15 protein-coding genes and 1 tRNA gene are annotated in these 23,504 nt (G+C 61.4%); 11 read left to right on the top strand and 5 right to left on the bottom strand.

The annotated features are described in order from the left end of the window. Window positions 1-3: 3 nt before the first annotated feature. The 6 genes from BSZ35_RS08715 (at window position 4) to BSZ35_RS08690 (ending at window position 9,439) form a co-directional block, all read left to right on the top strand. The gene (locus BSZ35_RS08715; RefSeq protein ID WP_105012068.1) at window positions 4-939 is read left to right on the top strand and encodes a branched-chain amino acid transaminase; all 936 of its coding nucleotides are present in this window, start codon (window positions 4-6) and stop codon (window positions 937-939) included. 609 nt (window positions 940-1,548) lie between these two features. Next, entirely contained in the window at window positions 1,549-5,025 is a 3,477-nt protein-coding gene (gene secA / locus BSZ35_RS08710; protein WP_105012067.1) for a preprotein translocase subunit SecA, read from the top strand. A 152-nt stretch (window positions 5,026-5,177) separates the two neighbouring features. Beyond that, window positions 5,178-6,896 (top strand): DNA repair protein RecN, encoded by a 1,719-nt coding sequence (gene recN, locus BSZ35_RS08705; protein ID WP_105012066.1) that lies wholly within the window; start codon window positions 5,178-5,180, stop codon window positions 6,894-6,896. A 388-nt stretch (window positions 6,897-7,284) separates the two neighbouring features. Next, window positions 7,285-7,629 (top strand): thioredoxin, encoded by a 345-nt coding sequence (gene trxA, locus BSZ35_RS08700; RefSeq protein ID WP_105012065.1) that lies wholly within the window; start codon window positions 7,285-7,287, stop codon window positions 7,627-7,629. Between the two features lie 108 nt (window positions 7,630-7,737). Continuing rightward, a complete protein-coding gene (gene trxB, locus BSZ35_RS08695; protein ID WP_105013791.1) occupies window positions 7,738-8,775 on the top strand; it encodes a thioredoxin-disulfide reductase in 1,038 nt (345 codons plus the stop codon). A gap of 37 nt (window positions 8,776-8,812) precedes the next feature. Beyond that, a complete protein-coding gene (locus BSZ35_RS08690) occupies window positions 8,813-9,439 on the top strand; it encodes a LysM peptidoglycan-binding domain-containing protein (RefSeq protein ID WP_181149250.1) in 627 nt (208 codons plus the stop codon). Window positions 9,440-9,786: 347 nt separating this feature from the next. On the opposite strand, the gene BSZ35_RS08685 is transcribed toward BSZ35_RS08690, so the two are convergent. Both BSZ35_RS08685 and BSZ35_RS08680 read right to left on the bottom strand, forming a co-directional pair. Beyond that, complete coding sequence (locus BSZ35_RS08685; RefSeq protein ID WP_105012063.1) at window positions 9,787-10,440, bottom strand: hypothetical protein; 654 nt, start codon at window positions 10,438-10,440, stop codon at window positions 9,787-9,789. A 179-nt stretch (window positions 10,441-10,619) separates the two neighbouring features. Beyond that, entirely contained in the window at window positions 10,620-11,594 is a 975-nt protein-coding gene (locus tag BSZ35_RS08680; RefSeq protein ID WP_105012062.1) for a cysteine synthase family protein, read from the bottom strand. 531 nt (window positions 11,595-12,125) lie between these two features. Between BSZ35_RS08680 and BSZ35_RS08670 the strand changes: the two genes are divergently transcribed. From BSZ35_RS08670 to BSZ35_RS08650, 5 genes are all read left to right on the top strand, one after another. Beyond that, window positions 12,126-14,732 (top strand): serine/threonine-protein kinase, encoded by a 2,607-nt coding sequence (locus tag BSZ35_RS08670; RefSeq protein WP_105012060.1) that lies wholly within the window; start codon window positions 12,126-12,128, stop codon window positions 14,730-14,732. Window positions 14,733-14,854: 122 nt separating this feature from the next. Further along, window positions 14,855-15,802 (top strand): ATP-binding cassette domain-containing protein, encoded by a 948-nt coding sequence (locus BSZ35_RS08665; protein ID WP_105012059.1) that lies wholly within the window; start codon window positions 14,855-14,857, stop codon window positions 15,800-15,802. Between the two features lie 64 nt (window positions 15,803-15,866). Continuing rightward, complete coding sequence (locus tag BSZ35_RS08660) at window positions 15,867-17,168, top strand: ABC transporter permease (protein ID WP_105012058.1); 1,302 nt, start codon at window positions 15,867-15,869, stop codon at window positions 17,166-17,168. 426 nt (window positions 17,169-17,594) lie between these two features. Continuing rightward, window positions 17,595-18,965 carry a trigger factor gene (gene tig, locus BSZ35_RS08655; RefSeq protein ID WP_105012057.1) on the top strand — a complete coding sequence of 457 codons (1,371 nt, stop codon included), beginning with the start codon at window positions 17,595-17,597 and terminating at the stop codon, window positions 18,963-18,965. Window positions 18,966-19,114: 149 nt separating this feature from the next. Then, the gene (locus BSZ35_RS08650) at window positions 19,115-19,864 is read left to right on the top strand and encodes an ATP-dependent Clp protease proteolytic subunit (protein ID WP_105012056.1); all 750 of its coding nucleotides are present in this window, start codon (window positions 19,115-19,117) and stop codon (window positions 19,862-19,864) included. 177 nt (window positions 19,865-20,041) lie between these two features. On the opposite strand, the gene BSZ35_RS08645 is transcribed toward BSZ35_RS08650, so the two are convergent. The 3 genes from BSZ35_RS08645 to BSZ35_RS08635 all read right to left on the bottom strand — a co-directional run bounded on the left by BSZ35_RS08645 (window position 20,042) and on the right by BSZ35_RS08635 (window position 23,404). Then, window positions 20,042-20,116, bottom strand: a tRNA-Glu gene (locus BSZ35_RS08645). Between the two features lie 122 nt (window positions 20,117-20,238). After that, complete coding sequence (locus BSZ35_RS20210) at window positions 20,239-20,616, bottom strand: CHY zinc finger protein (protein WP_105012055.1); 378 nt, start codon at window positions 20,614-20,616, stop codon at window positions 20,239-20,241. Between the two features lie 64 nt (window positions 20,617-20,680). After that, window positions 20,681-23,404, bottom strand: a complete 2,724-nt coding sequence (locus BSZ35_RS08635) for a prolyl oligopeptidase family serine peptidase (protein WP_105012054.1) — start codon at window positions 23,402-23,404, stop codon at window positions 20,681-20,683. Window positions 23,405-23,504 lie beyond the last annotated feature (100 nt).

Genomic DNA, 23,504 nt, shown 5'->3' with positions numbered 1-23,504 from the left:
ATCATGAAGCCCGACATCTGGTTCAACGGAGAGTTCGTTTCCCATGAGGACGCGCAGGTGCACGTCCTGTCGCACGTCATTCACTACGGTTCGTCCGTGTTTGAAGGCATCCGTTGCTACGAAACGGAGCGCGGCCCGGCCGTTTTTCGACTGGAGGAGCACATGCAACGCCTCCTCGATTCGGCAAAGGTGTACCGCATGGAGATTCCGTATACGCTCGATGAGTTGAATACAGCGGTTGTCGAGACGATTGAGCACAGCGGCCTCCCTGCGTGTTATATCCGGCCGGTGGTGTTTCGGGGCGAAGGCCCAATGGGCGTCAACCCGCTCGACAACACGGTCGACACAGCTATTGCCGTCTGGGAGTGGGGACAGTATCTCGGCGAAGAAGCCCTGGAGAAGGGGGTGGACGTGGAGGTAGCCAGCTGGAATCGGATGGCGCCCAACACCTTCCCGGCCATGGCGAAGGCCGGCGGCAATTATCTGAATGCCTCCCTCGTGAAGATGAACGCCGTGAAGAACGGCAAGATGGAAGGCATTATGCTCACCACTGACGGATACGTTGCTGAAGGCAGTGGGGAGAACCTCTTTCTCGTGAAGGACGAGACGCTCTACACTGCCCCGTCCAGCTCTACCATTCTTCCGGGCATCACGCGAGACTCCGTCATTGCACTGGCAGAGGCGCGTGGGTACTCCATCGAGGAGAAACGGATTGCCCGCGAGGAGCTCTACCTGGCCGACGAGCTCTTCTTTACGGGCACGGCGGCAGAGGTGACGCCCATTCGCACAGTGGACGATTACGAAATTGGTCGGGGCAAGCGCGGCCCGGTCACGAAGGAATTGCAGGATGCCTTCTTCGACGTGGTGCAGGGCGGGGAAGACCCGCACGACTGGCTCACGTTCGTTGACGTGCCGGAAGAGGCGGGGGTGACGACGTAACGGACGCACGGCCGGGAGGTCATCGTCGGCTGTGTTTCGTCTGCCGGGGCCTCCCTGTGGCCGCGTCGTCGGGACCGTTGGGGTGGGGGGCGGCCTGCGATTTTTTGGCTAGGCGATTATGGCCACAACCAGTAGCAGGACCAGGCCGATGAGAAACAGCGTTCCTCGTTGGAGGGCAGTGGGGAGAATGTAGTAAACGGATGGGAAGGGGCTCGGCACGGCGCGTAAGCGTCTCAGAAGGAGGGGGGATCGGGCGGTCTAGGGAGGAAGAGTAGGGGGGCGAATGCGAGGAGAGATAGAAGGTTTGGATTGTCCGCGGGGCGGATCTTGGCCGTTCGGGACCCGGATCCTGGGGAGGCGTTCCCCATTTGTTTGGCGCAGGAGGAAGAGGCAAATCCCGAGGACACCAGGGGCAGACCTCATGTTTTACAGACGAACGCCCTGTGCAAACGAGTGGGACCGGGAACGCAACCTCAGAGCCTGCGTGCCAACCCCTCATGCGGTAGACGGCCATTTCTGCCGGGCCGTCGGAGGCGTCCGATGTTCTCTTCTTAGGATTGCCTCGTATCGCGACTTCGTCGTCCTTCGTACGTACGACACCAGCGTTCCATGTTTGAGTGGCTAAAAAACCTGTTCGGCGACCAGAACAAGCGCGAGCTTGAGAAGCTTTGGCCCGTCGTGGAGGAGATCAACGAGCACTACGACGAGCTTCAGGATTTGACCGACGATGAGCTTCGGGCCAAGACCGACGAGTTCAGGGCGGAGATTCAAGAGGCCGTGGCCGACATTGAGGCACGGCAGGAAGAGATCGAGAAGCGCCTGCGCCGCGCGCCTGCCCCTCAGGCTCCCGTTGGGGGCGACGGGCAGATGGCCGATGCCGACGTAGAGCCCCTCCCCCTTGCGGAACGCGACGCGCTTTACGACGAGTACGACGAGTTGGAGGAGGAATGGCAGGACACCGTGGAAGACATTCTCTGGGACCTGCTACCGGAGGCCTTCGCCGTCATCAAGGAAACGTGCCGGCGCATGCTGGGCGAGACGTGGCGGGCCGGGGGCTCCCAGGTGGAGTGGGAGATGGTGCCCTACGATGTACAGTTGCTTGGGGCCGTGGTGCTTCACCAGGGGCGCATCGCCGAGATGAAGACCGGTGAGGGCAAGACGCTGGCCGCCGTGATGCCGCTTTACCTCAACGCCCTTGCAGGCCGGGGGTGCCATCTCGTGACGGTAAACGAGTACCTGGCAAAGCGGGACACGGAATGGATGGGGCCCATTTATCGCTTTCACGGTCTCACCGTTGACTGCGTGAACCGCTACGATCCGCACACGCAGGGACGCAAGGAGGCCTACGAGGCCGACATCACGTACGGTACCAACAACGAGTTTGGGTTCGACTATCTGCGGGATAACTCGTTCGTCGTGCGTCCCGAGCAGCTCATGCAACGGGATCATCACTTCGCGATTATCGACGAGATCGACTCGGTCTTGATCGATGAAGCGCGCACGCCCCTCATCATCAGCGGGCCGGTGCCCGATCAGGAAAACGATCAGTACCGTGCGCTCCGGGATCCGGTGGAGAAGCTGGTGAATGCGCAGCGCAAGCTGGTGCGCTCGCTCGTAAAGGAGGCGAAGGAGCACATCGAAAAGAAGGAGGAGGCCGAAGAGGCGGGCAACTCGCGAGAAGCCCAGCGTCACGAAGACGAGGCCGGGCTGGCCCTTCTTCGGGCCTCGCGCGGCTACCCGAAGAATCGACAGCTGCAAAAGCTTCTCAATGAGCCCGGCATGGAGCGTCTGCGGCAGCAGACGGAGAACTTCTACCTCCAGGAAAACGCCAAGCGTATGCCGGAGGTGGACGAAGAGCTCTACTTCTCGGTCGATGAGAAGAAGCAGTCCATCGAGATGACGGAGAAGGGGCAAGAGTACATTGCCAAGGTGATGGGCGAGACCGCAGAGATGTTCGTGCTCCCCGTTGTGGGCGACCAGGTGGCCGGGCTCGAAGAAGAGCACCAGGAGAAAATTAAGCAGCTTGAACAGGATCTGCAGGAGCGCGACGACCTCTCGAAGGAGGAGCGTGAAGAGAAGTATATCAGCGACAAGCGGGAACTGGAGAAGGAGCTTCAGGAAGAGAAGCGGGAGGTGTACAACGCGTACTCGGAGCGGGCCGAGCGCGTGCACGCCATTGAGCAACTCCTAAAGGCCTTTACCCTCTACGAGCGCGATACGGAGTACATCGTGGAGGAGGGCAAGGTCCAGATTGTGGACGAGCACACGGGCCGTGTGATGGAAGGCCGCCGCTATTCGGAAGGGCTCCACGAAGCGCTGGAGGCGAAGGAGGAGGTCGAGATTCAAAACGCGACGCAGACCTACGCGACGATCACCCTCCAGAACTACTTCCGCATGTACGATAAGCTCTCCGGAATGACGGGGACGGCGGAGACGGAGGCGGAGGAGTTCGGTGAGATCTACGACCTCGACGTGGTGGTCGTGCCCACCCACGAGCCGGTTCGGCGAGAGGACAAGGACGACCTCGTGTTCCAGACGAAGCGGGAGAAGTTCAACGCCGTCATCGAGAAGGTCAAGGAATACAACGATCGCGGCCAGCCGGTGCTCGTGGGATCGGCGTCCGTCGAGGTGTCCGAGACGATCAGTCGGATGCTGCAGCGAGAGGGCATTCGCCACAACGTGCTCAACGCCAAGCAGGATCGTGCCAAGAAGGAGGCCGACATCATTGCGGAGGCCGGGCAGAAGGGCGCCGTGACGATCGCGACGAACATGGCCGGGCGTGGAACCGACATCAAGATTAGCGACGAGGTGCGCGAGCTCGGCGGGCTGGCCATTCTCGGGTCGGAGCGGCACGAGAGCCGCCGCATTGACCTCCAGCTTCGGGGCCGGGCCGGCCGACAGGGCGACCCGGGCGAGAGCCAGTTCTACGTCAGTCTCGAAGACGAGCTGATGCGTCTCTTCGGGTCCGATCGCGTGGCGAAGGTGATGGACAGCATGGGCATCGAGGAGGGCGAGGTGATTACGCACCCGTGGATCAACAAAAGCATCAAGCGGGCGCAGTCGAAGGTGGAGCAGAACAACTTCGCCATCCGGAAGCGCCAGCTGGAGTACGACGACGTGCTCAATTCGCAGCGCGAAGTGATCTACAAGCGGCGCCGCGAAGCCCTCACCGGCGAGCGCTTCCACGGACAGGTGCTCAACATGCTGCACGAGTTTATCGAAGCGGTGGTGGAGCGCCACTACGGGCAGGGCAACCTGGCGGGGCTGCAGGAGGATCTGCTCCGCTATCTTGCCTTTGAGCCGGAGATGGACCGCGAGGAATTTGTTCAGCTCGGAGAGGAGGGCGTGGTCGAGCACGTCTACGACCTGGCCACCGACTACTACACGCAGAAGCGTGAGTCGATTGCCCAGCCGTTCTACCAGACGCTCAGCGATCTCAAGCGCGAGCGGGGCGACGACATGATCGAGCGTGTGTTCGTCGACTTCACCGACGGGCAGGATCTGATTCGGGCGGTGGCCGACGTGGATGAGGCCCTCGAAACGAATGGGCAGGAGATCAACGAGGCGCTGGAGCGGACGGCCATGCTCCAGACCATTGATGAGAAGTGGACCGAGCACCTGCGCGAGCTCGACGAGCTGAAGGAGGGCATCGGCCTGCGCTCGTTTGGGCGAAAGGACCCGGTGGTCGAGTACAAAATGGAGGCGTTCGACCTTTTTGCCGACATGATGGCCGACATCGGCCGCGAAGTGGTCTCTACCGTCTTCCGCGCGGGGCCGGTCGTGGACGACGAGGTGCAGACCGAGGGCGAAGGGCCGAAGGGGCGACTCGATGCCCGAAGTGCTCAGACGCAGCACGACAGTGCCCAGCCGGACTACTCGATCAACGCCCAGGGCGGCGAAGGGCAGCAGCAAGGGGCCGCCGAGCGCGATCCGACCACGGAGCATCAGGAGCCGGTTACCGTCGCCGACGAGCCGGGCCGCAACGAGTACGTGACGGTCCGCAACAACGCCAACGGCGAGACGACGGAGATGAAATGGAAGTACGCTAAGAAGAAGATCAAGCAGGGCTGGACGCTCGTTTCCTGATGGAAGGACACTGCTTACCAACAGGCGGGATGCCCTAATCTCTCGTAGACTCTTCTAATGTGGAATTGGGAGTGTGGATTGTGGAGTGGACCCCGGATGAGTGAAGGCCACTCCTCATTCCCCATTCCACATTCCAAACTCCACACTCGCCGATGTTGCAGTCGCTCTACGTCCGGGATTATGCCCTGATCGAGGAGCTGGAGATGGAGTTCGGGAGTGGGCTGAACATCATCACGGGCGCGACGGGGGCGGGGAAGTCGATCCTGATCGGGGCGATGAGCATGATCCTGGGTGAGCGTGCCAACACCGATGTGGTGCGCGGCGACGCCTCAAAGGCCGTGGTGGAGGGCATCTTCGACGATGCCGACACGGAGCGCATCCGGGCGGTCCTGGAGGAAAACGCAATCGAGACCGATCCGCTTCCCCGAGTCATTCTGCGGCGGAAGATCACCGAGCGCGGCAGCCGCGGCTTCGTAAACGACACGCCGGCCACGCTCGATGTGATGCGGGCCGTGGCGGCCGAGCTTATCGACCTGCACGGCCAGCATGAACACCAGAGCCTCTTACGGACGGAGACCCATCTCCGCCTGCTAGATAGCTTCGGGGGCCTCGGGAGTCTTGTGGAGCATTACCAGCATAAGCGTGCGCGCGTGGCGGATCTCGTAGAGGAGCGCGAGGCGCTGGCCGACCGTGAGCGTGAGCTGCAGCAGCAGAAGGAGCTTTATGAGTTTCAGATCGAGGAGATTGACGAGGTAGACCCGGAGCCGGGCGAGGAGGAAGAGCTGAAGGCCGAGCGGCGCGTGCTCGAAAACGCCGAGCAGCTCTACGCTTCCACGCAGGGCCTCTACGAGATGCTGTTCGAAGACGAGAACGCCGTTCACGACCAGCTCGTTCTGGCCCGTAATGACTTGCAGGACCTTGCCCGCATCGACGATGCGTTTGAGGAGCACGTCGACGAGATCGAGAGTGCACAGATCATCGTCAATGAACTCGCCAACTTCCTGCAAGACTACAATGCACACATCGAGTTTGACTCGGACCGGCTCGATGCCATTCGTGACCGCATCACGGAGCTTGAACGCCTGAAGCGAAAATACGGCGGAACGCTCGAGGCGGTGCTCGAACATAGAAAAGAAATCGGGGAGCAGTACGAATTGGCGAAGGACTTTGAGGGCAACCTTGAGCGGCTCGATGAGGAGATTCGCGAGGCTCAGAACGAGCTGACGGACGTAGCCCTTCGCCTTTCCGACAAACGGCGCGAGGTGGCCGATCGCATCGAGGACGCCATTCTCGACGAGCTGGCCACCCTCGGGATGCCCGACAGCCAGTTTGAGGTTCGCTTCACGCGACAGGAGAAATCCGACGGCTGGATTCGACCCGACGAGGACGACGCACGCTACCGTGCCTTCGGAAAGGGCGTCGATCAGGTTGAGTTCTACATTTCGACCAACGTGGGTGTGCCGCCGATGCCGCTGGCAGAAGTTGCCTCCGGAGGGGAAATCAGTCGGATCATGCTTGCCCTCAAAACCATCCTCGCGAAAAGCGAACGATTGCCGATCCTGGTCTTCGACGAAATCGATGTCGGCATCTCGGGCGACATGGCCCGGCGCGTGGGCGAGAGTATGCACGATCTGGCGCGCTACCACCAGATCATTACAATCACGCACCTGCCGCAGATCGCCGCGCTTGGAGATCGACACTTCAAGGTCGAGAAGGTAGTAGAGGACGGCACGACGAAAACGACGATTCATCGCCTCAATGAGAAAGAGCAGGCCACACAGGTGGCGTCCCTCATCAGTGGAGAGGAAGTGACCGACGCTGCCCTGAAGAGTGCCCGCGAGTTGATGGCGGCGGGAGAGCGGGACGACTAGAGCCCTCTATGGCGCGTGCAAAGGGGGCACCCCGTCACGACGGCATGCAACAGGTCGGGTTGCTCCGAGAACGTGACAGGATGGCACGCTCTGCCGAGCGGCACACTTTTGGAGAGTGAACAACCCGAGAGCAAGCACAATCGCAAAGGTCCTGCTACGATTCCGGGAAGGGAAAGGCGAGGCGGGACAGTGTAACGATTGCTTGCAGTACAACACTCCTGGACGTGCGAACAGAGGAGGTGAGTGAGGAAGATTGTTCGATACTCATCAATTCATCGAATGCATGCACGTCCGCACCTAGGACGAGGAAACCGCATACGGACATCGATGGTACCACATCGAAGCGTTTGCGCACGCCGTTTTTCCACACAGACTATTTTTTATTCCTATGGCCGAGAGTGCCAACGTCACGACCCTGACCGACGATAATTTTGAGGACGAAGTACTCAACTCCGACGAGCCGGTACTCGTCGACTTTTGGGCGACCTGGTGCGGTCCCTGCCGCCAGATTGCGCCCATCGTTGAGGACCTGGCCGATGAGTTTGAGGGCCGCGCCAAGGTGGGCAAAGTGGACGTGGATGAAAATCCGCAGACGGCCCAGGAGTACGGGGTTCGTTCCATCCCGACGCTGCTCTTCTTCAAAGACGGAGAAGTCCAGGAGACGCTCGTGGGCGCCAGTGGCAAGAAGCCGCTGAAGGAGACGCTGGAAGAGTTGGTGGGGCAGCCCGCCTAGCACAGTTTCGAATGTCGAGTGGCGAGTGTCGAAGGAAAGGGAGAGCTCTTTTCCTTGGCACTCGCCATTCCATTCGCAATTCGAATCCCGAAATTCGCCATTGTGTCTATGCATACAAACGGACAGCATCCGGACCTCTCGGCATTCGAGGGCGTCGACTTTTCGGACGCAGAGAATCGAGACGTCGTCATTATCGGGACGGGGCCGGCCGGATGGACGGCGGCCCTGTATACGGCCCGTGCCGACCTGGAGCCCGTCATCTACATGGGGCCGGAGCCCGGGGGACAGCTTACCACCACGACCGACGTGGAAAACTATCCCGGCTTTCCGGAGGGCATTCTCGGCCCGGAGATGATGGATCGCTTCCAAGACCAGGCCGAGCGCTTTGGGACCGAGTCGCGGTACGGCACCGTCACGCACGTCGACTTTCGGGAGCGTCCCTACCGCCTGCTCATTGATGAGGAGACGCCCCTCTATGCTCAGACAGTGATTGTATCGACGGGCGCCTCGGCTAAGTATCTCGGCCTTGAGAATGAGCAGCGCCTCATCGGAAAGGGAGTGACGGCCTGCGCGACCTGTGACGGCTCGTTCTTTCGGGGCGAGACGGTGGCGGTCGTGGGCGGCGGCGACAGTGCCATGGAGGAGGCGACCTTCCTCACGAAGTTCGCGGAGAAGGTCTACGTCATTCACCGCCGCGATGAGCTCCGGGCGTCAAAGATCATGCAGGAGCGGGCGTTCGAGAACGACAAGATCGAGTTCGTGTGGAATACGGAAGTGATCGACGTGCTCGGCGACCAGCAGGTCGAAGGGCTGGAGGTCATCAACAATGAAACTGCAGAGACGTACACGATGGACGAGGTGACGGGCTTCTTCCTCGCCATTGGCCACACTCCGAACACGGGTCCGTTTGAGGGATGGCTCGACATGGATGAGAAGGGATACATCCAGACGCAGCCCGAGTCTACGTACACGAATATTCCGGGCGTCTTTGCATCCGGCGACGCGCAGGACGATGAGTATCGCCAGGCCGTTACGGCAGCGGGCACCGGTTGCATGGCGGCGATCGATGCCGAACGCTGGCTTGCCGAGCACGGTACGGTGGAGGCCCCGCGTTCTGAGGTCGACGAACTCGCGGTCGAAGCGTAGTCGACATTCCTTTTCCATCCCGATTCCCCTTGCTGCCTTGACCCTTCGATCTGCGCTCCGTTCCTCTGTTTTTTTCGTCGTCGTTGTTGTGGCCCTGCTGTTGGTCGGGTGCACGTCGAGTACGTCCTCCGGCGTGTCGGCTGATTCCACCGCAGCCGCTACGGCCACTACGGTTTCGGAAACGTCGCCACCGGACCCGGCTGCTCCGGTTGACGTTGAAAAGATGAAGGGCACTCGGTCCGTGGCGCAGAAGATCGAAGATGCGAGCACGGAAACGCAGGTGAAGCAGGCGCTCGTGCGTACGTCGAGTCTCCGGGTCTTTCCGTTTCGGCCCACGGTTATTAAGGGCCACCTCGTATTGCGGGGCGACGTCAACACGCCCGATCAGTACCGGATGGCCGAGCGCATTGCCGGACGCGTAGAGGGGGTCACGGCAGTGACCAATCGTCTTACCATGGGAGGGCGGCCCGTAACCGAGGCGCGCCTGAATGCGGATGATGAGTCGTCCGCACAGGAAAACGCCGCTGTGTATCATACCGTCCGGCAGGGCGATACGCTTTGGGATATTGCTCGGAAGTATCGAGCCTCCGTTGAGCAGATCCGTAATCTGAACGACTTCCGGTCGTCCAACCTCCGGCCTGGCCAGCGCATCCGGGTCCGGTAGGGACCACGGGCCGCTTTCCCTCCACGATTCTCTGTATCGGCGCCCCTCCAGGATACGGGTTGTGTGCTCCGATTGCCCGCTCGGCCTTTGCCGGCGGGCATGTTCGTTTTGCCCTTCTGGGAACGAGAGTCAGTCGGATCGTGGCACTCGAATCCGGGCGCACGGAGCAAAACGATCGTCCCCTCCGTCTTTTGTTCGGCGAGAGAAGGAAGGGAGGTGTGCCGATTTCCCATGCCCGAATCATCGAATGCAGGGGACATGTCCCCTAGTTGCCTAGCTGGACCCTCACTAAAAAACCTGTCCCGTTCGTGGAAGACAGGAGCGCAGGAGGAAGGAAAGGAGGCGAGTTAGACGTAAGACTCGTAGGTCAGGCGCTCCACTTTTCGAATAAGCGCTTCTTTCTGTTCCTGGAACCCCTCACGAACCGTTCTTCCCCCAATTTCGACGATTTGCGTCTCTTCCTGACGGGCAATTTGTGCAAAGCCGAGGTGGCGATGGAAGGGGATGAGCGCCGCCTCGTTGGTCTGCAGATCAGTGCCCTTGTTTTGAAGGAGTTGCGTCATCCAAGGTTGCCGGGCATCGAGGTACATGATGGGAATGTCACTCTGTCCCGGTCCTGGGCGAAAGACAAAGTGGATGGCCGACACCCTCTGTTCGAAGTTGCTTCCGTCGTCGATAGAGAAACGATAGTCGACGAATGCGTGGTTGACCCCACTCCGAAGGCCCACCCCTTCTTCCTCAATCAACTCAGTGCGAAGCTCTTCGATGGTGAACGTCTGCTCCCCTTCCGGGGATCGTTTCACCTCAATCTTCTTTCGTTCCATGACCGCGACGAGCGTGTCCAAAAAAACGCGCGTCGGGCCGTTTTCCACGGGCGTGATGACCCGTGAGGTTTGAAGCCACAACTGGCCCTGGGCGGGCTGCGGACAAAAAAGGAAGCAGGAGAGCGTCAGGAGTCCAAGAAGACCGGCCGAACGGAGGCAGCGAATTGAGGACGTCATGTGTGCGTGGCGTGTCGTTCGGAGAGCGTGGAAAGGTAAGCAAAGTAAACCTACGGGAGTGCAGCGTTGTCCCTCCGTAGAGAAGACTTTACCTTTCAATTCCTGTTCGTTGCAGAAGGAATTCGAACGCAAACGACGGACCAGCGCACAACTGGGGCCGTGTTCGGTCTCCTAGCGTCTCAGACGCCGAAGAGAGTGTCGAAATACTGTTCACCTCCGTCGCAGATAATGGTCACGACGCGCGCGTCGGGCTGGTTGGCGTGAATGTCCATTGCCACGGAGAGCGCCGCACCGGCACTGGGACCGATGAGGAGTCCGTGTTCCTGGGCGGCCGTGCGGGCCTGCTCAAACGCCACCTCGTCGGAAACGCTACGCATCTCGTCGATGTGCTCAAACCACATGGTTGGCAGTTCACCGCCCTTGCCCAGGCCTTCGACCGTCGTGTCGTAGGGCACGGCTTCTTCGCCGTAGAAGGCCGTAGAGATGTTGGAGTGCTGAGCATCAACGCCCACAACCCGCACGTCGCGCCCCGTGGCCTCGGCTTCCTCCTTGATGCGCCGGGCCGACCCGCTGAGGAGTCCGCCCGTCCCCATGGCCGACACCAGATGCGTCATGTCGTTCCCCGCCTGTGACCAGATTTCTGCGCCCGTCCACCGGTAGTGGACCGTCGGATTGCCCTGATTGTGATACTGGTCTACGAGAAAGGCATTCTCCTCCTCTTCCGCTAGTCGTTGCGCCACCGCTCGGTAGTGCTCCGGGTGGTCCGATTCCACGTCCGGGCACGTATGCACCTCTGCCCCAAAGGCCTTCATGTAGCCAATCTTTGATCGGCTTGTGTGCTCTGGGCAGGTGAGCTTACAGGTGAGGCCCAGCCGATTCGCTACAAGGGCAACTGCGCCGGCCGTGTTGCCGGAACTGGCTTCCACCACCGTATCGTAGTCGCCCTCTTCCAGGGCCTGGGTGAGGATGCCCATCGCGATGCGGTCCTTCATCGACCGCGTCGGGTTTTCTGACTCCAACTTACAGCGAAGGCGTCCGCGATCGGCCCCGGGATAGTCTACCATCGGCGTATTGCCGATGAGACTCAACACCGGGTCGTCGGTGGGAAACGGTGAAGGCGGGGCTTCTTTCGTCGGGGTCGGGGTAGTCGACATGGACGTTGCGGGACTGGGAGGAAGAACGAGACCGTGAGGAAAACCGACGGATGGTGTCGGCATATTCCAACCACACTGTTCTGGTGTAGCTTTTTCTTCACAAGTTGGTTCACGGTATGCCCCGCTCGATGGATTTTTCCCCAATCATTCGATCTCGCGCAGTAGGGGCAAAGTCGAGAGGAGGAAATTGGTTTGGGACGAACAGGTTGGCTGGACGTGTGAGTACGGACATGAGGGGCCAGGAGAGGGAGGGGAAAATGTAATCGGGTGTACGGAGGCTGTCAGGCAGCAGCTCATTTGCTCCGAAGCCCGTATGCTCCTGCGGGTTGCCGTGTGGTTGGCCGCTATGACTACATTGCGGTTTCGCTTTCCCTCGGGTTTCTTTCCTTTTGCCCTTGAGAATGATTGAATACGACGGAGGCCATCACGCGGGACACGCCTGCGCATTCGTGGTAGTGGGCCGATCAGTGGGGGTCACGCCGTCATGCATCTGAGTAGAAATGATTTTCGCGAACGTTCCCACGGAGTGGCATGTCCGAACCGTCGGCTGCGTCCAGCAACGACGAGGCAGGAGGAGAGGGCTCTACGTCCCCAATCCAACTCCCGCAGGGGACGCGTCTGCGAGACCAGTATTGTATTGAGGGCGTGCTCGGATCTGGAAGTTTTGGCATTACCTATCGGGCGCATGACGAGCGTCTCGATACGACCGTAGCGATCAAGGAGTACTATCCCCACGAGATTGCCGGGCGGACCCCGTCTACGCTCGTTCTGACCCCGGACGAGCCAGACGACGCCGAGGACTTTTCCTTCGGCCGGGAGCGCTTCATGGAGGAGGGGCGCACCCTGGCCCGGTTCGACCATCCCAACATCGTTCGGGTGCGGTCCTACTTCGAAGAGCACGGGACCGGCTACCTTGTCATGGACTACTACGAAGGGCAGACGCTCGCGAGGCATCTCGCGGCGCAGGGGGGCACCCTGGCAGAGGCCGACGCCGTATCCATTATGCAGGACGTGCTACGTGGCCTCCAGTCCGTTCATGAGGAAGGATTGCTGCACCGGGACATCGATCCGCAAAACATCTATTGCACCGATCAGGGCCGGATTGTACTGCTGGACTTTGGGGCGGCACGGGCGGCGATGGAGGAGCGCAGTGCGGACGAACAGGTCATTTTTAAACCGGGGTACGCCCCGCCCGAACAGTATTTTCGCGGAGGGGAGCAGGGCCCATGGACCGACGTGTATGCGTGCGCCGCGACGCTCTATAAGTGTCTCACAGGAATGAAGCCGCCTGCAGCCGGGCGTCGGCTGGAGGAGGACTCCCTGGTGGCGCCCCACAATGTGTCGTCGCACGTGTCCCTGGAGGTCAGCGTGGCGGTGAGGCGAGGCCTGGCACTGGCCCCCGATGAGCGCCCGGCCTCTGTCGAGGCGTTTGCGGCCTTGTTGGAAGGGGCCGAGGCGCAGGAGGCCACAACCAAGCGGGCACAGGCCGAAAAGCCGTCTCCAGCGGGCTCTGACGACGAGCGTTTGTCTGTAGGGCACATTCTCTCAGGGATGGGAGAGAAGAAACGAAGTGCGATGAGGCTTCTGGTGATTGGCGGGGCGATCGTTCTGCTTCTGGGGGCAGCCTGGATCCTCGCACGAGAGATGATGGGGACGTCGGAAGCGGCGGCTCCGCCTCGCTCAGTTGCTGTCCTTCCGTTCGAGAGCGTCGGGGACGCAGACGCAGGACAGTTTGCACGAGGCATTCACGACGATCTGCTCAGTCGGCTCTCGGGCATATCGGATCTCCGGGTGATTTCACGTACTTCCGTACTGCCGTATCAGGAAACGTCCCAGACGCTGCCCGAGATTGCCCAAGAGCTCGGGGTACGGTGGATCGTAGAGGGCACCGTCCAGCAGGCAGGCTCTCAGGTGCAGGTCAGTGCCCAACTCATTAATGCGCGGGAAGACACGCACGAATGGGGGCAGGAGTACCAGCGGGCGTTGACCCCGGAGAACCTCTTTGCCATTCAGGACGAGTTGACCACGAAGATCGCCCGTTCGTTGGAGGCGACGCTCACGACTCAGGAAGAGGAGCGCATTGCCCGCCGACCGACTGAGAATCTGGAGGCCTACCGGCTCTACGTGAAAGGCCGCGCCCTGCTCGATCAGCGCAGCGATCAGGGCATCCGGCAGGCCGCCCGCTACTTCCGGCAGGCCCTTGCACGAGACTCCAGCTATGCCCTCGCCTGGGCGGGGCTGGCCGATGCACGAAGCCTGCTCTCGCTCTATGGCTACGCCCCGGCCGATTCGGTGCTTCCAAGGGCCCTTCGGGCGGCCAACCGGGCAGTCGAATTAAATCCAGACCTTGCGGAGTCCCACGCCTCCCGTGCTCTGGTGAAGGATTATCGCCGGAACGGCCCGGCAGCCGTGCGAGGATACATCCAGGCCCTCGACCTGAATCCCAACTATGCACGGGCGCACCAGTGGCTCGGCAATCTCTACCTTGCCCTGGGACGACTTGAGAAAGCAGTCTCTCATCTCCGGACGGCCGCCGAGCTCGACCCGATGTCGCCATCCATCCACGCGGCGCTCGCAGGAGCGTACAACCGGCAGCAGCCGGCGCGGACCGATGAGGCCCTCACGCATACCGCTCGTGCCAAGCAGTTGGCGCCCGACTACGCTGCCGGGCACATCGTAGAGGGCGTGGCCCTGAGCCGGGCCAGGCGGTACGAGGAGGCGCTCCTGGCCCTGCAGCGCGGGCTCGACATGGCCGCCCCCGGGGATGGGGTGCGGCGGCTCCACCTGGGCAAGCCGGCCGTCGTGCGCCTCCGGATGGGGGACACGACGGGCGCCCGCGAACGACTGCAACGGATGGAATCGAACGACGAGAGTCCCTTTGCGCAGGCCGAGGTGCACGCGGCTCTCGGGGAGATCGATGCCGCTTTTGCCGATCTGCGTCGGGTGACGTGGGCGAAGTTCCTCGCCGCCGAGCTCCGCTACGGGACCGCGCTGGACCCTCTTCGCAGCGATCCTCGCTACCGGAAACTCGTCCGCACCGTTAATCAAATCTGGGGGCTCAACGCTGACGGGACTCTTCCTGCAACTGGGGATTCGGCGACTGGCATTGCACTTGGGGCGTCCGCCGAAAAACGGTAGCGAGCCATTTCGTCCTCCGTTTTCCATCCGCGAGCTCACTCATCGATTCTTCCTTGTGATTGACCCGTGGACCTCCTTATTTAAGGGCGCTGTCATTCGAGTGTGAACATACCACAGCAGGCATGGCTCATCTCTCCGTCGAAAACGTCACGAAGCGCTACGGCGACACCGTGGCCGTCGACGACGTCTCTTTTGAAGCGGAGCCCGGGCGCATCCTCGGGCTTCTCGGCCCCAACGGGGCGGGCAAAACCTCGACCATCCGCATGATCACCTACATCATGGTGCCGGATGCGGGGACCGTTCGCTACGAGGGGCAGACTGTAGGGCCGTGGAGCCAGCAGCGCATGGGGTACCTGCCGGAAGAGCGGGGCCTTTACAAGCGGCTCCGCGTAAAAGAGCAACTGGTGTATCTCGGCACACTGAAGGGGCTTTCGAAAACCGAGGCGGCCACGCGCGCCGACCACTGGCTCGACCGCTTCGACGCCACGGACTGGGCGGACATGAAGACGGAGGAGTTGTCGAAGGGCATGCAACAGAAAATCCAGTTTATCGCCACGCTGCTGCACGACCCGTCGCTCCTCATCTTCGACGAGCCGTTCAGTGGCCTCGACCCCATCAACGCCGACCTGCTGCGCGACATCATTCTGGAGCTGCGCCGCGACGACCGAACGATTCTGTTTGCTTCCCACCGCATGGAACAGGTCGAGCAGCTCTGCGACGACATCTGCCTCATGGCACAGGGGGACGTGGTGCTGCAGGGCAATCTTCGCGACATCAAGGAGCAATTCGGCAAGAATACATTGGTGCTGGAGTTCGACGGCGACGATACCTTTGTTGACGAGCTGGAGGCCTCCGGACAGGTGCGCGTGAATACCCGGAACGCCCACCGCGTGGAGTTGAGTTTGGCCGACGGCACCGACGCCCGCTCGGTGCTGGACCTCGCGTTGGACCGGACCGAGGAGGTGTATCGCTACGAACGGGTGGCCCCGCCGCTGAACGAGATTTTCGTGGAGGTGGTGGGCGAGTCGGAGGCCCGGCGGATGCAGGAAGAGGCGGTTGAGACCGCCTGACGGAAGGTGCAATCACACACACGGATCGCCCACGCTTCTCCACGCACACTCGCCCATACGCAGCATGTCGTTCCACAAGATCTGGCTCATTCTCCGCAGCGAATTCTGGCGCCGCGTCCGCTCGAAGGCATTTTTGTTGGCCACTCTTCTGGTGCCGGTGGGCTTCGTCATTCTGGCGGCTGCACCTGCCGTGTTCGGCTACCTTGCGGAAGAGACCGACGAACGGACGGTGGCCCTGGTGGACGAGACGGGCCAGCTGGCGGATTCGCTGATCGCAAAAAGTGGCGACCGGGTCACGTTCGAGGTCACTGATGCGTCCACCGACTCGGTCCGGGCCGCGGTACGCGACGGGCAGTATGACGGCTATCTGCTGTTGCCGCAATCGCTGCTGGAGGGAGAAGGAGAAGCCACGTACTACTCGATGGAGGGAGGTGGACTTTCCCTCCGGGCGCAGCTCGATAATCAGGTCAATCGGGTAGTGCGGCAGCGCCGATTGGAGGGGGCAGGCGCATCGGGCGATGTGCTCAAAATTGTTGGGTCGGACGTGAGTCTCTCCACGCGAAAGCTGAGTGAGGAAGAGGGCACGACCTCCGACTCGTCGATCGCCTACACCTTTATTGGCTACGCGATGGCGCTGGCAATCTACTTTGCCGTCTTTATCTATGGGCAGTACGTGATGCAGGGCGTGATCGAAGAGAAGAGCAATCGGGTGGTTGAGGTCATTGTGTCGTCGGTGCGGCCCTTCGAACTGTTGATGGGGAAGGTGCTCGGCATCGGGGCGATGGGGCTGACGCAAATGATCACGTGGGCGGTGCTCGTGATGGGCGGCTTTGCGGCGGTGGGGCCGGTCATTGCGCTGCTCTTCACGCCGTCGGATCTCGGGGTGGCCCCCGATGCGTCCCAGCAGGCCATGATGGAGGCCGCGGGTGTTTCCGTGCCCACAATTCCCATCGATCTCGTCGTTTGGTTTATCCTCTTCTTCCTCGGCGGCTTTCTGCTCTATGCCGCGCTGTTTGCTGCCGTCGGCTCGGCCGTGGAGCAGCAGCAGGACGCCCAGAATCTGCTCCTTCCCGTCATGTCGCCGCTGATTCTGCCAATCCTCTTCCTTGTCTTTATTATCGAGAGCCCCAACGCCACTCTCTCGGTGGTCACATCCATGATTCCACTGTTCTCGCCCATCCTCATGGTGTTGCGGGCAGCGATCACGAACGTGCCCGTCTGGCAAATTGCGACGGCCTTTGTCCTGCTGGTGGGCAGCTTCGTGGGCACTATCTGGTTGGCGGGGCGCATCTACCGGGTCGGCATCCTGTCCTACGGGAAGACGCCGGGCTTTCGCGAGATTGCCAAGTGGGTGACATACGACTAGCCTCCGTACGATGGGACGATTGGGTGAACATGTGCCGGAACGGCATGGGAGAGTGGGGGCATCACGAATCTCCGTCCCGAATACAGCAGCTCGCGTCGCTACGAAGTTCAATCCGCACTCCAAATTCCCAATTCCGCAATTTCACTTAGAGCGGCTGTCGGTGGTCTGCGGTCGGCTGTTCCGCGTTCACGCCTTCGCTCTTCCATTCATCCGTGCCTGTAGAATACCCCGAACGCGGCTGGCAGAGGAGCCACCGACGAGAGAGACAGGCATCAAGGGCGGACTGTCCCGTTTTCACGCAGGATTTGACACTGAAAAGGCAGTCTGCATCTCTTTTTGAGCCTTTGCTGCGATCTTCTGCGGCGTCCATGCATTTGAAGAAAATCGCGATAGAGCCCTCTCTCTACTGGTTGACCCTGCCGCCCTATGGAAACGACACTCTCAAAAGCTTCTCCCGTCGAGTACGAGCTGGACCTCCACGCTACGGCCGACGACATTGAGCCCAAGTTGAAAGAGGCCCTCAAAGAGCAGCGCAAGCACATGGACGTGCAGGGCTTTCGGCAGGGCAAGGTGCCGCTTGGCCTCGTGAAGAAGATGCACGGTGAGCAGATCGGCTACAAGGTGGCCCAGGAATTCGTGCAGGAGGCCTTTGAGGACGAGGTTGAGGGCAACGACGACATCGAACCTCTCGGCCAGCCCACGATTACGGAACTCAACTACGAGCTCGACCAGGATCTGCACGCGGTCGTTCGGTTCGGCGTACGCCCTGAGGTGGACCTGCAGGACGTCTCGTCCGAGCAGATCTCGATGCTGGAGCACGAGGTGACGGAGGAGGACGTAGAGGAGGAGATTGAGCGTCTCCGCACGAAGGAGGCGGATCTGCTTCCGATGGAGGATGAGCCGGCCGGGGAGGAGGACTTCGTGAACATCGACCTCCAGCGCATCGATCCACAGACCGATACGCCCATCATTGGGGATAAGGATGAGGACCTGTCCTTCTTTCTCGATGATGAACGGCTGAAGGAGGAGCTTCGCGAGGCCCTGAAGGGCAAGAAGGCGGGCGACACGTTCCGCGTGGAGCTGCCGCAGGATCCGCACGACCACGATCATGGACCGGGCGGCCACGACCACGATCACGATGAGGAGGAGCGTCTCTATGAGGTGACGGTCAACGACGTCAAACAGCGCGACCTCCCGCCGTTTGACGAGGCCTTTGTGGAGCGGCTGACGGAGCAGGAGTTCAGCGATCCAGAGGCCTTCCGCGACGAGGTACGGCGGCAACTGGAGGAGCAGTGGGACGAGCAGGCCCGGGAAATGGTGCAGGGCGAGATCGTCGACAAGATGCTGGAGCTCCATCCTGTACCGGTCCCCGAGTCGGTCATCGAAACGTACCTCGACTCGTTTGTCAATCAGGTCGAGCAGGAGAATGACGGCGAACTGCCCGACGACTTCGACGAGGAGCACTTCCGCAACCGCAACCGGCGCGACGCTGAGAAGCAGGGGCGCTGGATGCTCATCCGCGACAAGATCATTGAAGAGGAGGACCTGGAGGTGACCGACGAGGAGCTGCAGGAGTTCTTTGCCGATCAGGCACAGGGCGACGAGGTGAGTGCCCAGCAGATCGAGCAGTTCTACCGCCAGATGCCGAAGATGATGGACCGCGTGAAGCAGCAGGTCCTGAGCGACAAGGTGTATGACCTACTCATCGACCGCTTCGACGTGCAGAAGAAGTCGCGCGAGGAGTTTGAGGAGGAGATGCACCAGCAGCACCAGGGCCAACAGCGAATGACGTCCTAAGTGTGGACGCGTAGAGATGGGGACGTGGCTTGCCCATTCCCCCACTTCCATCCCTCCACCCCCACACAGCAGGAACCATTCCCCCGCCGAAAGGTGGGAGCAGCAGTCCGCATCACCCCGTTGTACTCACCATCGATTCACGAGTCGCCATGGCCGACGCCGACGACTTCATCAAATTCAGCAAGAGCCTGACGTCGCTTCCGCGGGACATTTACAAGGGCGACATGGACGATCAGCCGATGTCGGGCCTCGTTCCGATGGTCGTCGAGCAGACGACGCGGGGCGAGCGTGCCTACGACATCTTCAGCCGCCTGCTCAAGGAGCGGATCGTTTTCATCGGGACGCCGATCAACGATCAGATCGCGAACCTCACCGTCGCACAGCTCCTGTATCTGGAGAGCGAGTCTTCGGAGAAGGAGATTAACTTGTACGTCAACTCGCCCGGAGGGGTCATCTACAGCGGCCTTGGCGTGTACGACACGATGCAGTACGTGAACGCGCCGGTGGCAACCATTTGCGTGGGCCTCGCGGCCTCGATGGGGTCGGTGTTGCTGGCGGCGGGCGAGGACGGACGGCGGGCGGCGCTTCCGAACTCGCGCGTCATGATTCACCAGCCGATGGGCGGAGCTGAAGGACAGGCGTCCGACATTGAGATCCAGGCCAAGGAGATTATGTGGCTCAAGAAGCGGCTCTACGAGATCCTGGCCCTGCACACGGACAAGAGCATCGACCAGATCGAGGACGATGCCGACCGCAACTACTGGATGAGTGCCGAAGAGGCACGAGACTACGGTCTCGTGGACAACGTCCTCAATCCAGAGAATCTGGAAGGCCTGAAGTCCGTCCGCTCCAACGGAAAGCCGACCCTCGATGAGGAAGAGGGAACAGACAATGAGTAGTGGTTTCTAGCGCACCCCTTGCCCTCAGCGGCGGCCCTGAACTCATTCAGGACCGCCGCTTTTCTTTTGAGAAGCAATCAGCTGCAACCGAGTGTTAAAATAGTCGGGCAAAAAAAGAGGCACTGGCCTGGGGGGAGGAAGGAGGGCAAGGCCAGCGCCTCTTAAAACTCGGAGACGTACCGCGTATGGGATTTGAACCCATGTTACCGGCGTGAGAGGCCGGCGTCCTAGACCAGGCTAGACGAACGCGGCGTGTCGTGATAAGTGCGATATCTGCAACAGGAGGTCCGGGACTAGGTTTCGGGGTTCATCGAAATTCTACCCTCATGCTTCCTTCACAGTGCAGTTGTTGCTAAGGAAGGAAAAGAGGCCGCTCAATCGACGAAGGCAAAGTAGCGATTGTGATGGGCTGCGCAGCCGGGATTAAATGCTGCGCCGCAGTGTGGACAGGTGTGGTTGCATTGGAGGTACGCCTGAGCGCTCATCGTATGACGGCAGGCCCCACAGAGCACCGCTGCCTCGTGGCGTCGGGCCGAGGGCCATCGTCTCGGAGAGTGGGGGGCCGTTGCCTGGTGGCATTGGAAGCAGGGGAAGTAGATTCCACAACACGCAAATCGGAGGGCAATCCGATCGCGGGGGCCGTCGTAGTGGGTACAGCGCGTTTCTGGATCGATCCGTACGCCCCGGAGCGGCACCGAAAAGCGAGGATCTGTGTCCGGGGCGTGGATCGTCTGTATGCGGTTGGTGCTCATGGAGAGGGGAGCGCACGGACCGCCGACCGCGGTGCAGGGGAGCGGTCCGTCGCTAGGTTGTGGATTACTTCTCAAGGATGACGCGAATCCCCGTCATGCGGGTCGGGACGTCGGGGGACTGGTCGGCCTTGTCGTTCTTTTGGGTCAGGGCCGAGGCGCCGCGGGCGTCCCATCCGTCGTCGGTGCGGGTCCATTCCGCCACGTTTCCGTCCACGTCGTACACGAGCGGGCCAGTGCCGTCCGGGCCGTGGCCCGGCGGACGGCTGCCCACCGGCATGAGGAGCGCGTCGGTTGAGAGGGCCTCCATTCGCGCGCGTAGACGGCGGTACTCGTCCACGTTGGGGGAGAAGCCAGCCCAGTACGCCGGCGTGTTTTCCGATGGTCCGGTCCGCGCTGCCTGCAGGGTCTTGAATTCATCGGCGGTAGGAAGGCGATAGGTGCGTCCCGTTTGCTCGCTCAGCCACGCAACGTAGGCTTGGGCCTGCTCGGCCGAGATCCCGTGGGCCGGGTAGTTGGCCGTGCCGGACGGCACGTCGTAAGCATCCTCAAAGACCTGAAACTGGGCCCGTGTGACCTCAAAGCGGCCCACCGTGAGCGTGTCGCCGAGGGTCACCGTCTCGGGGGCAAGCGTTCCGTTTACCTGCGTGCCATACTGCCCGTTCACCGTTGCGGGCTGGTCGGCAGCTTCGAGAAGAGCGAGCGGCGCGTCATCGGCAAGCAGCCGATCCTCCACGCGCTCCTCCATCGACGTGGTGTCGAAGAGGTAGGTGTTGAGCCACGCTAGGTCTTCCTCCATCTTCCGACGCTGGTGGGAGAGCTCGCGGAAGCCGTGGGGCTCGCCCGGATAGCTCAGGTATCGGACCGGGGCCTGCCCGATCTGCTGAAGCGCGCGGTAGTACTCCCAGCCCTGCTCGTACGGCACGGCCCGGTCCTCGGTGCCGTGGTGGATGAGCGTCGGCGTCTGGATTTTCTCCATCTCGAAGAGCGGGCTCTTCTGGACGTAGTAGTCCTCGTGCTGCCAGGGCGGGCCGCGGAAGTAGGAGTTGTCGAATTGCACGCCGAATGCGCAATTGCCGTAGTCGGAGGACCAGTTCACGACCCCGGCGCCGGGCGCGGCGACCTGGAAGAGCTCCGGATGCTCGATGGTAAGCTGCGTCGTGAGAATGGCTCCGTTCGACCATCCCATCACGCCGAGCGAGTCGCGATCGACGAGGCCCGCGGTCGCGAGGCTGTCGATTCCGCGTACGATGTCGGGGACTTCCAGTTCGTAGTATTTGCCCTTAATCGATTCGACGAAATCCAGGCCGTGGTGGCCGGAGCCGTGGTAGTTGGGGCGAAACACGAACGCTTCCTTCTGAGCGAGGAGCGGCGGATAGACGGTCCAGCCCAGGTCCCAGGCGTCGAGGTCCACTGCGCTCGGTCCACCATGGATGACGGTGACCATCGGGTACTCGCGGGTCTCGTCGTAGTTGAGCGGATAGTACAGAATGCCGTTTACCGTTTCGCCCTGTGCGCCTTCCCACCGAACGACCTCGGCCTTCGGGATGGGAAGCTCCTCAAGCTGCGGATTGAGCGTCGTCAGCGTTTCGTCGCTGCGAATTTGCCCGCGGCGGTAGGTGCCCACGCGGTAGGCCGGCGGTTCATCGGCGCGGGAGTGGCTGAAGACGATGGTTTCGCCGTCGGGGCCGATGGTGAGCGACGTGGCGTGCTCTAGGCGCTCGTCTTCCACCTCTTCAATTGCCCACCCGTCGTCGGTTTTGCGGTAGAAGCGCGGCAGGAAGGTCGGGCCGTCGGCCACCTGCACGTGAATGCCGCCGTCAGCCACGCTGTAGCCGCCGTAGCCCACGCCGTGGTCTTTGTACCGGAGCGGCACCTCCTCATAGGAGCGCGTGCTGAGGGGGTAGTAGTAGAGCTTGGTGATGCCCGATCCCTCGTGCTCCGGATCCGACGAGTAGGTATCGCTGGCATAGAAGGCATCCCCATCCTGCGTCCACTGGTAGCCGGATGGATCGAAGTACTGATCGTCGAAGATTTCGGTCGTCTCGTTCGTCTCCAGGTCGAGCAGGTACTGGTGCGGCTGATTGCGAGCGTCGGCGTCCACCGGCGAGTCGTCGAGGCTGTAGACGACGTAGCGACCGTTGGGCGAGGGGGCGAACTCGCCGATCTGGCCGTCATTTTCTGTGACGCGGGTGACCTCTTTCGTCTCCACGTTTACGACGAAGAGACGTACGGGGTGGTAGAGGGTTGTATCCTCCACGACGCGCGCGTCATCATTTTCCTCCTTCAGGTGGGTTTCGTAACGCGAGCTTTTCTCTCGAGCGGTAAAGAGAAGCCGGTCATTGTCGAGCCACTGCGCGCCCCGCACGCCGTGTTCCACGTCGGTCAGGACCGTGGGCGCGCCGCCCCGCGGGTCGAGGCGCCAGATCTGTGTGCCCTTGTCTTCCCCGTCTACTTCCCGCGACGACAGGAACGCAATTTGGTGGCCGTCGGGGCTCCACTGTGGGTCGCCGTTGTTGCCGGTGCGCGTCAGCTGAATTGTGGCGGTCGAGTCGCCTGTATGCGGATCGTCCCGGTAGGTCAGGTAGAGGTCCGACTGCGTACGATCGGCTTCTGGATCGGGGGTGTCCTTCACCCAGAGTACCCGATCCCCGTTTGGGCCGATATCGACGTCGCTCAGGGACCGCTGTTTGAGCACGTGGTCAATGGTCCAGGGAGCATCGTCGGGCGATTGGGCCTGGAGGGGCAGACTCAACAGAAGAGCGAACAGGGAGAGAACGCAGGTGCGCATAGAGTGAGCGTGGGGCGTAAGCGTGAAGGGGTGTGGGCGTAGAGTGCGTGGGGGTTGAGGGTGTGGGCGCGTGGGGTTGTATGTGAGATTGAGGAGTGCT

This window comes from Salinibacter sp. 10B (assembly GCF_002954405.1).
Taxonomy (GTDB): domain Bacteria; phylum Bacteroidota; class Rhodothermia; order Rhodothermales; family Salinibacteraceae; genus Salinibacter.
This window is presented reverse-complemented; position numbering and strand designations above follow the sequence as displayed.

Coding starts and splice junctions, on each gene's coding strand:
- BSZ35_RS08715 (WP_105012068.1), top strand. CDS start 4: ATGAAGCCCGACATCTGGTTCAACGGAGAGTTCGTTTCCCATGAGGAC.
- secA (WP_105012067.1), top strand. CDS start 1,549: ATGTTTGAGTGGCTAAAAAACCTGTTCGGCGACCAGAACAAGCGCGAG.
- recN (WP_105012066.1), top strand. CDS start 5,178: ATGTTGCAGTCGCTCTACGTCCGGGATTATGCCCTGATCGAGGAGCTG.
- trxA (WP_105012065.1), top strand. CDS start 7,285: ATGGCCGAGAGTGCCAACGTCACGACCCTGACCGACGATAATTTTGAG.
- trxB (WP_105013791.1), top strand. CDS start 7,738: ATGCATACAAACGGACAGCATCCGGACCTCTCGGCATTCGAGGGCGTC.
- BSZ35_RS08685 (WP_105012063.1), bottom strand. CDS start 10,440: ATGACGTCCTCAATTCGCTGCCTCCGTTCGGCCGGTCTTCTTGGACTC.
- BSZ35_RS08680 (WP_105012062.1), bottom strand. CDS start 11,594: ATGTCGACTACCCCGACCCCGACGAAAGAAGCCCCGCCTTCACCGTTT.
- BSZ35_RS08670 (WP_105012060.1), top strand. CDS start 12,126: ATGTCCGAACCGTCGGCTGCGTCCAGCAACGACGAGGCAGGAGGAGAG.
- BSZ35_RS08665 (WP_105012059.1), top strand. CDS start 14,855: ATGGCTCATCTCTCCGTCGAAAACGTCACGAAGCGCTACGGCGACACC.
- BSZ35_RS08660 (WP_105012058.1), top strand. CDS start 15,867: ATGTCGTTCCACAAGATCTGGCTCATTCTCCGCAGCGAATTCTGGCGC.
- tig (WP_105012057.1), top strand. CDS start 17,595: ATGGAAACGACACTCTCAAAAGCTTCTCCCGTCGAGTACGAGCTGGAC.
- BSZ35_RS08650 (WP_105012056.1), top strand. CDS start 19,115: ATGGCCGACGCCGACGACTTCATCAAATTCAGCAAGAGCCTGACGTCG.
- BSZ35_RS20210 (WP_105012055.1), bottom strand. CDS start 20,616: ATGAGCACCAACCGCATACAGACGATCCACGCCCCGGACACAGATCCT.
- BSZ35_RS08635 (WP_105012054.1), bottom strand. CDS start 23,404: ATGCGCACCTGCGTTCTCTCCCTGTTCGCTCTTCTGTTGAGTCTGCCC.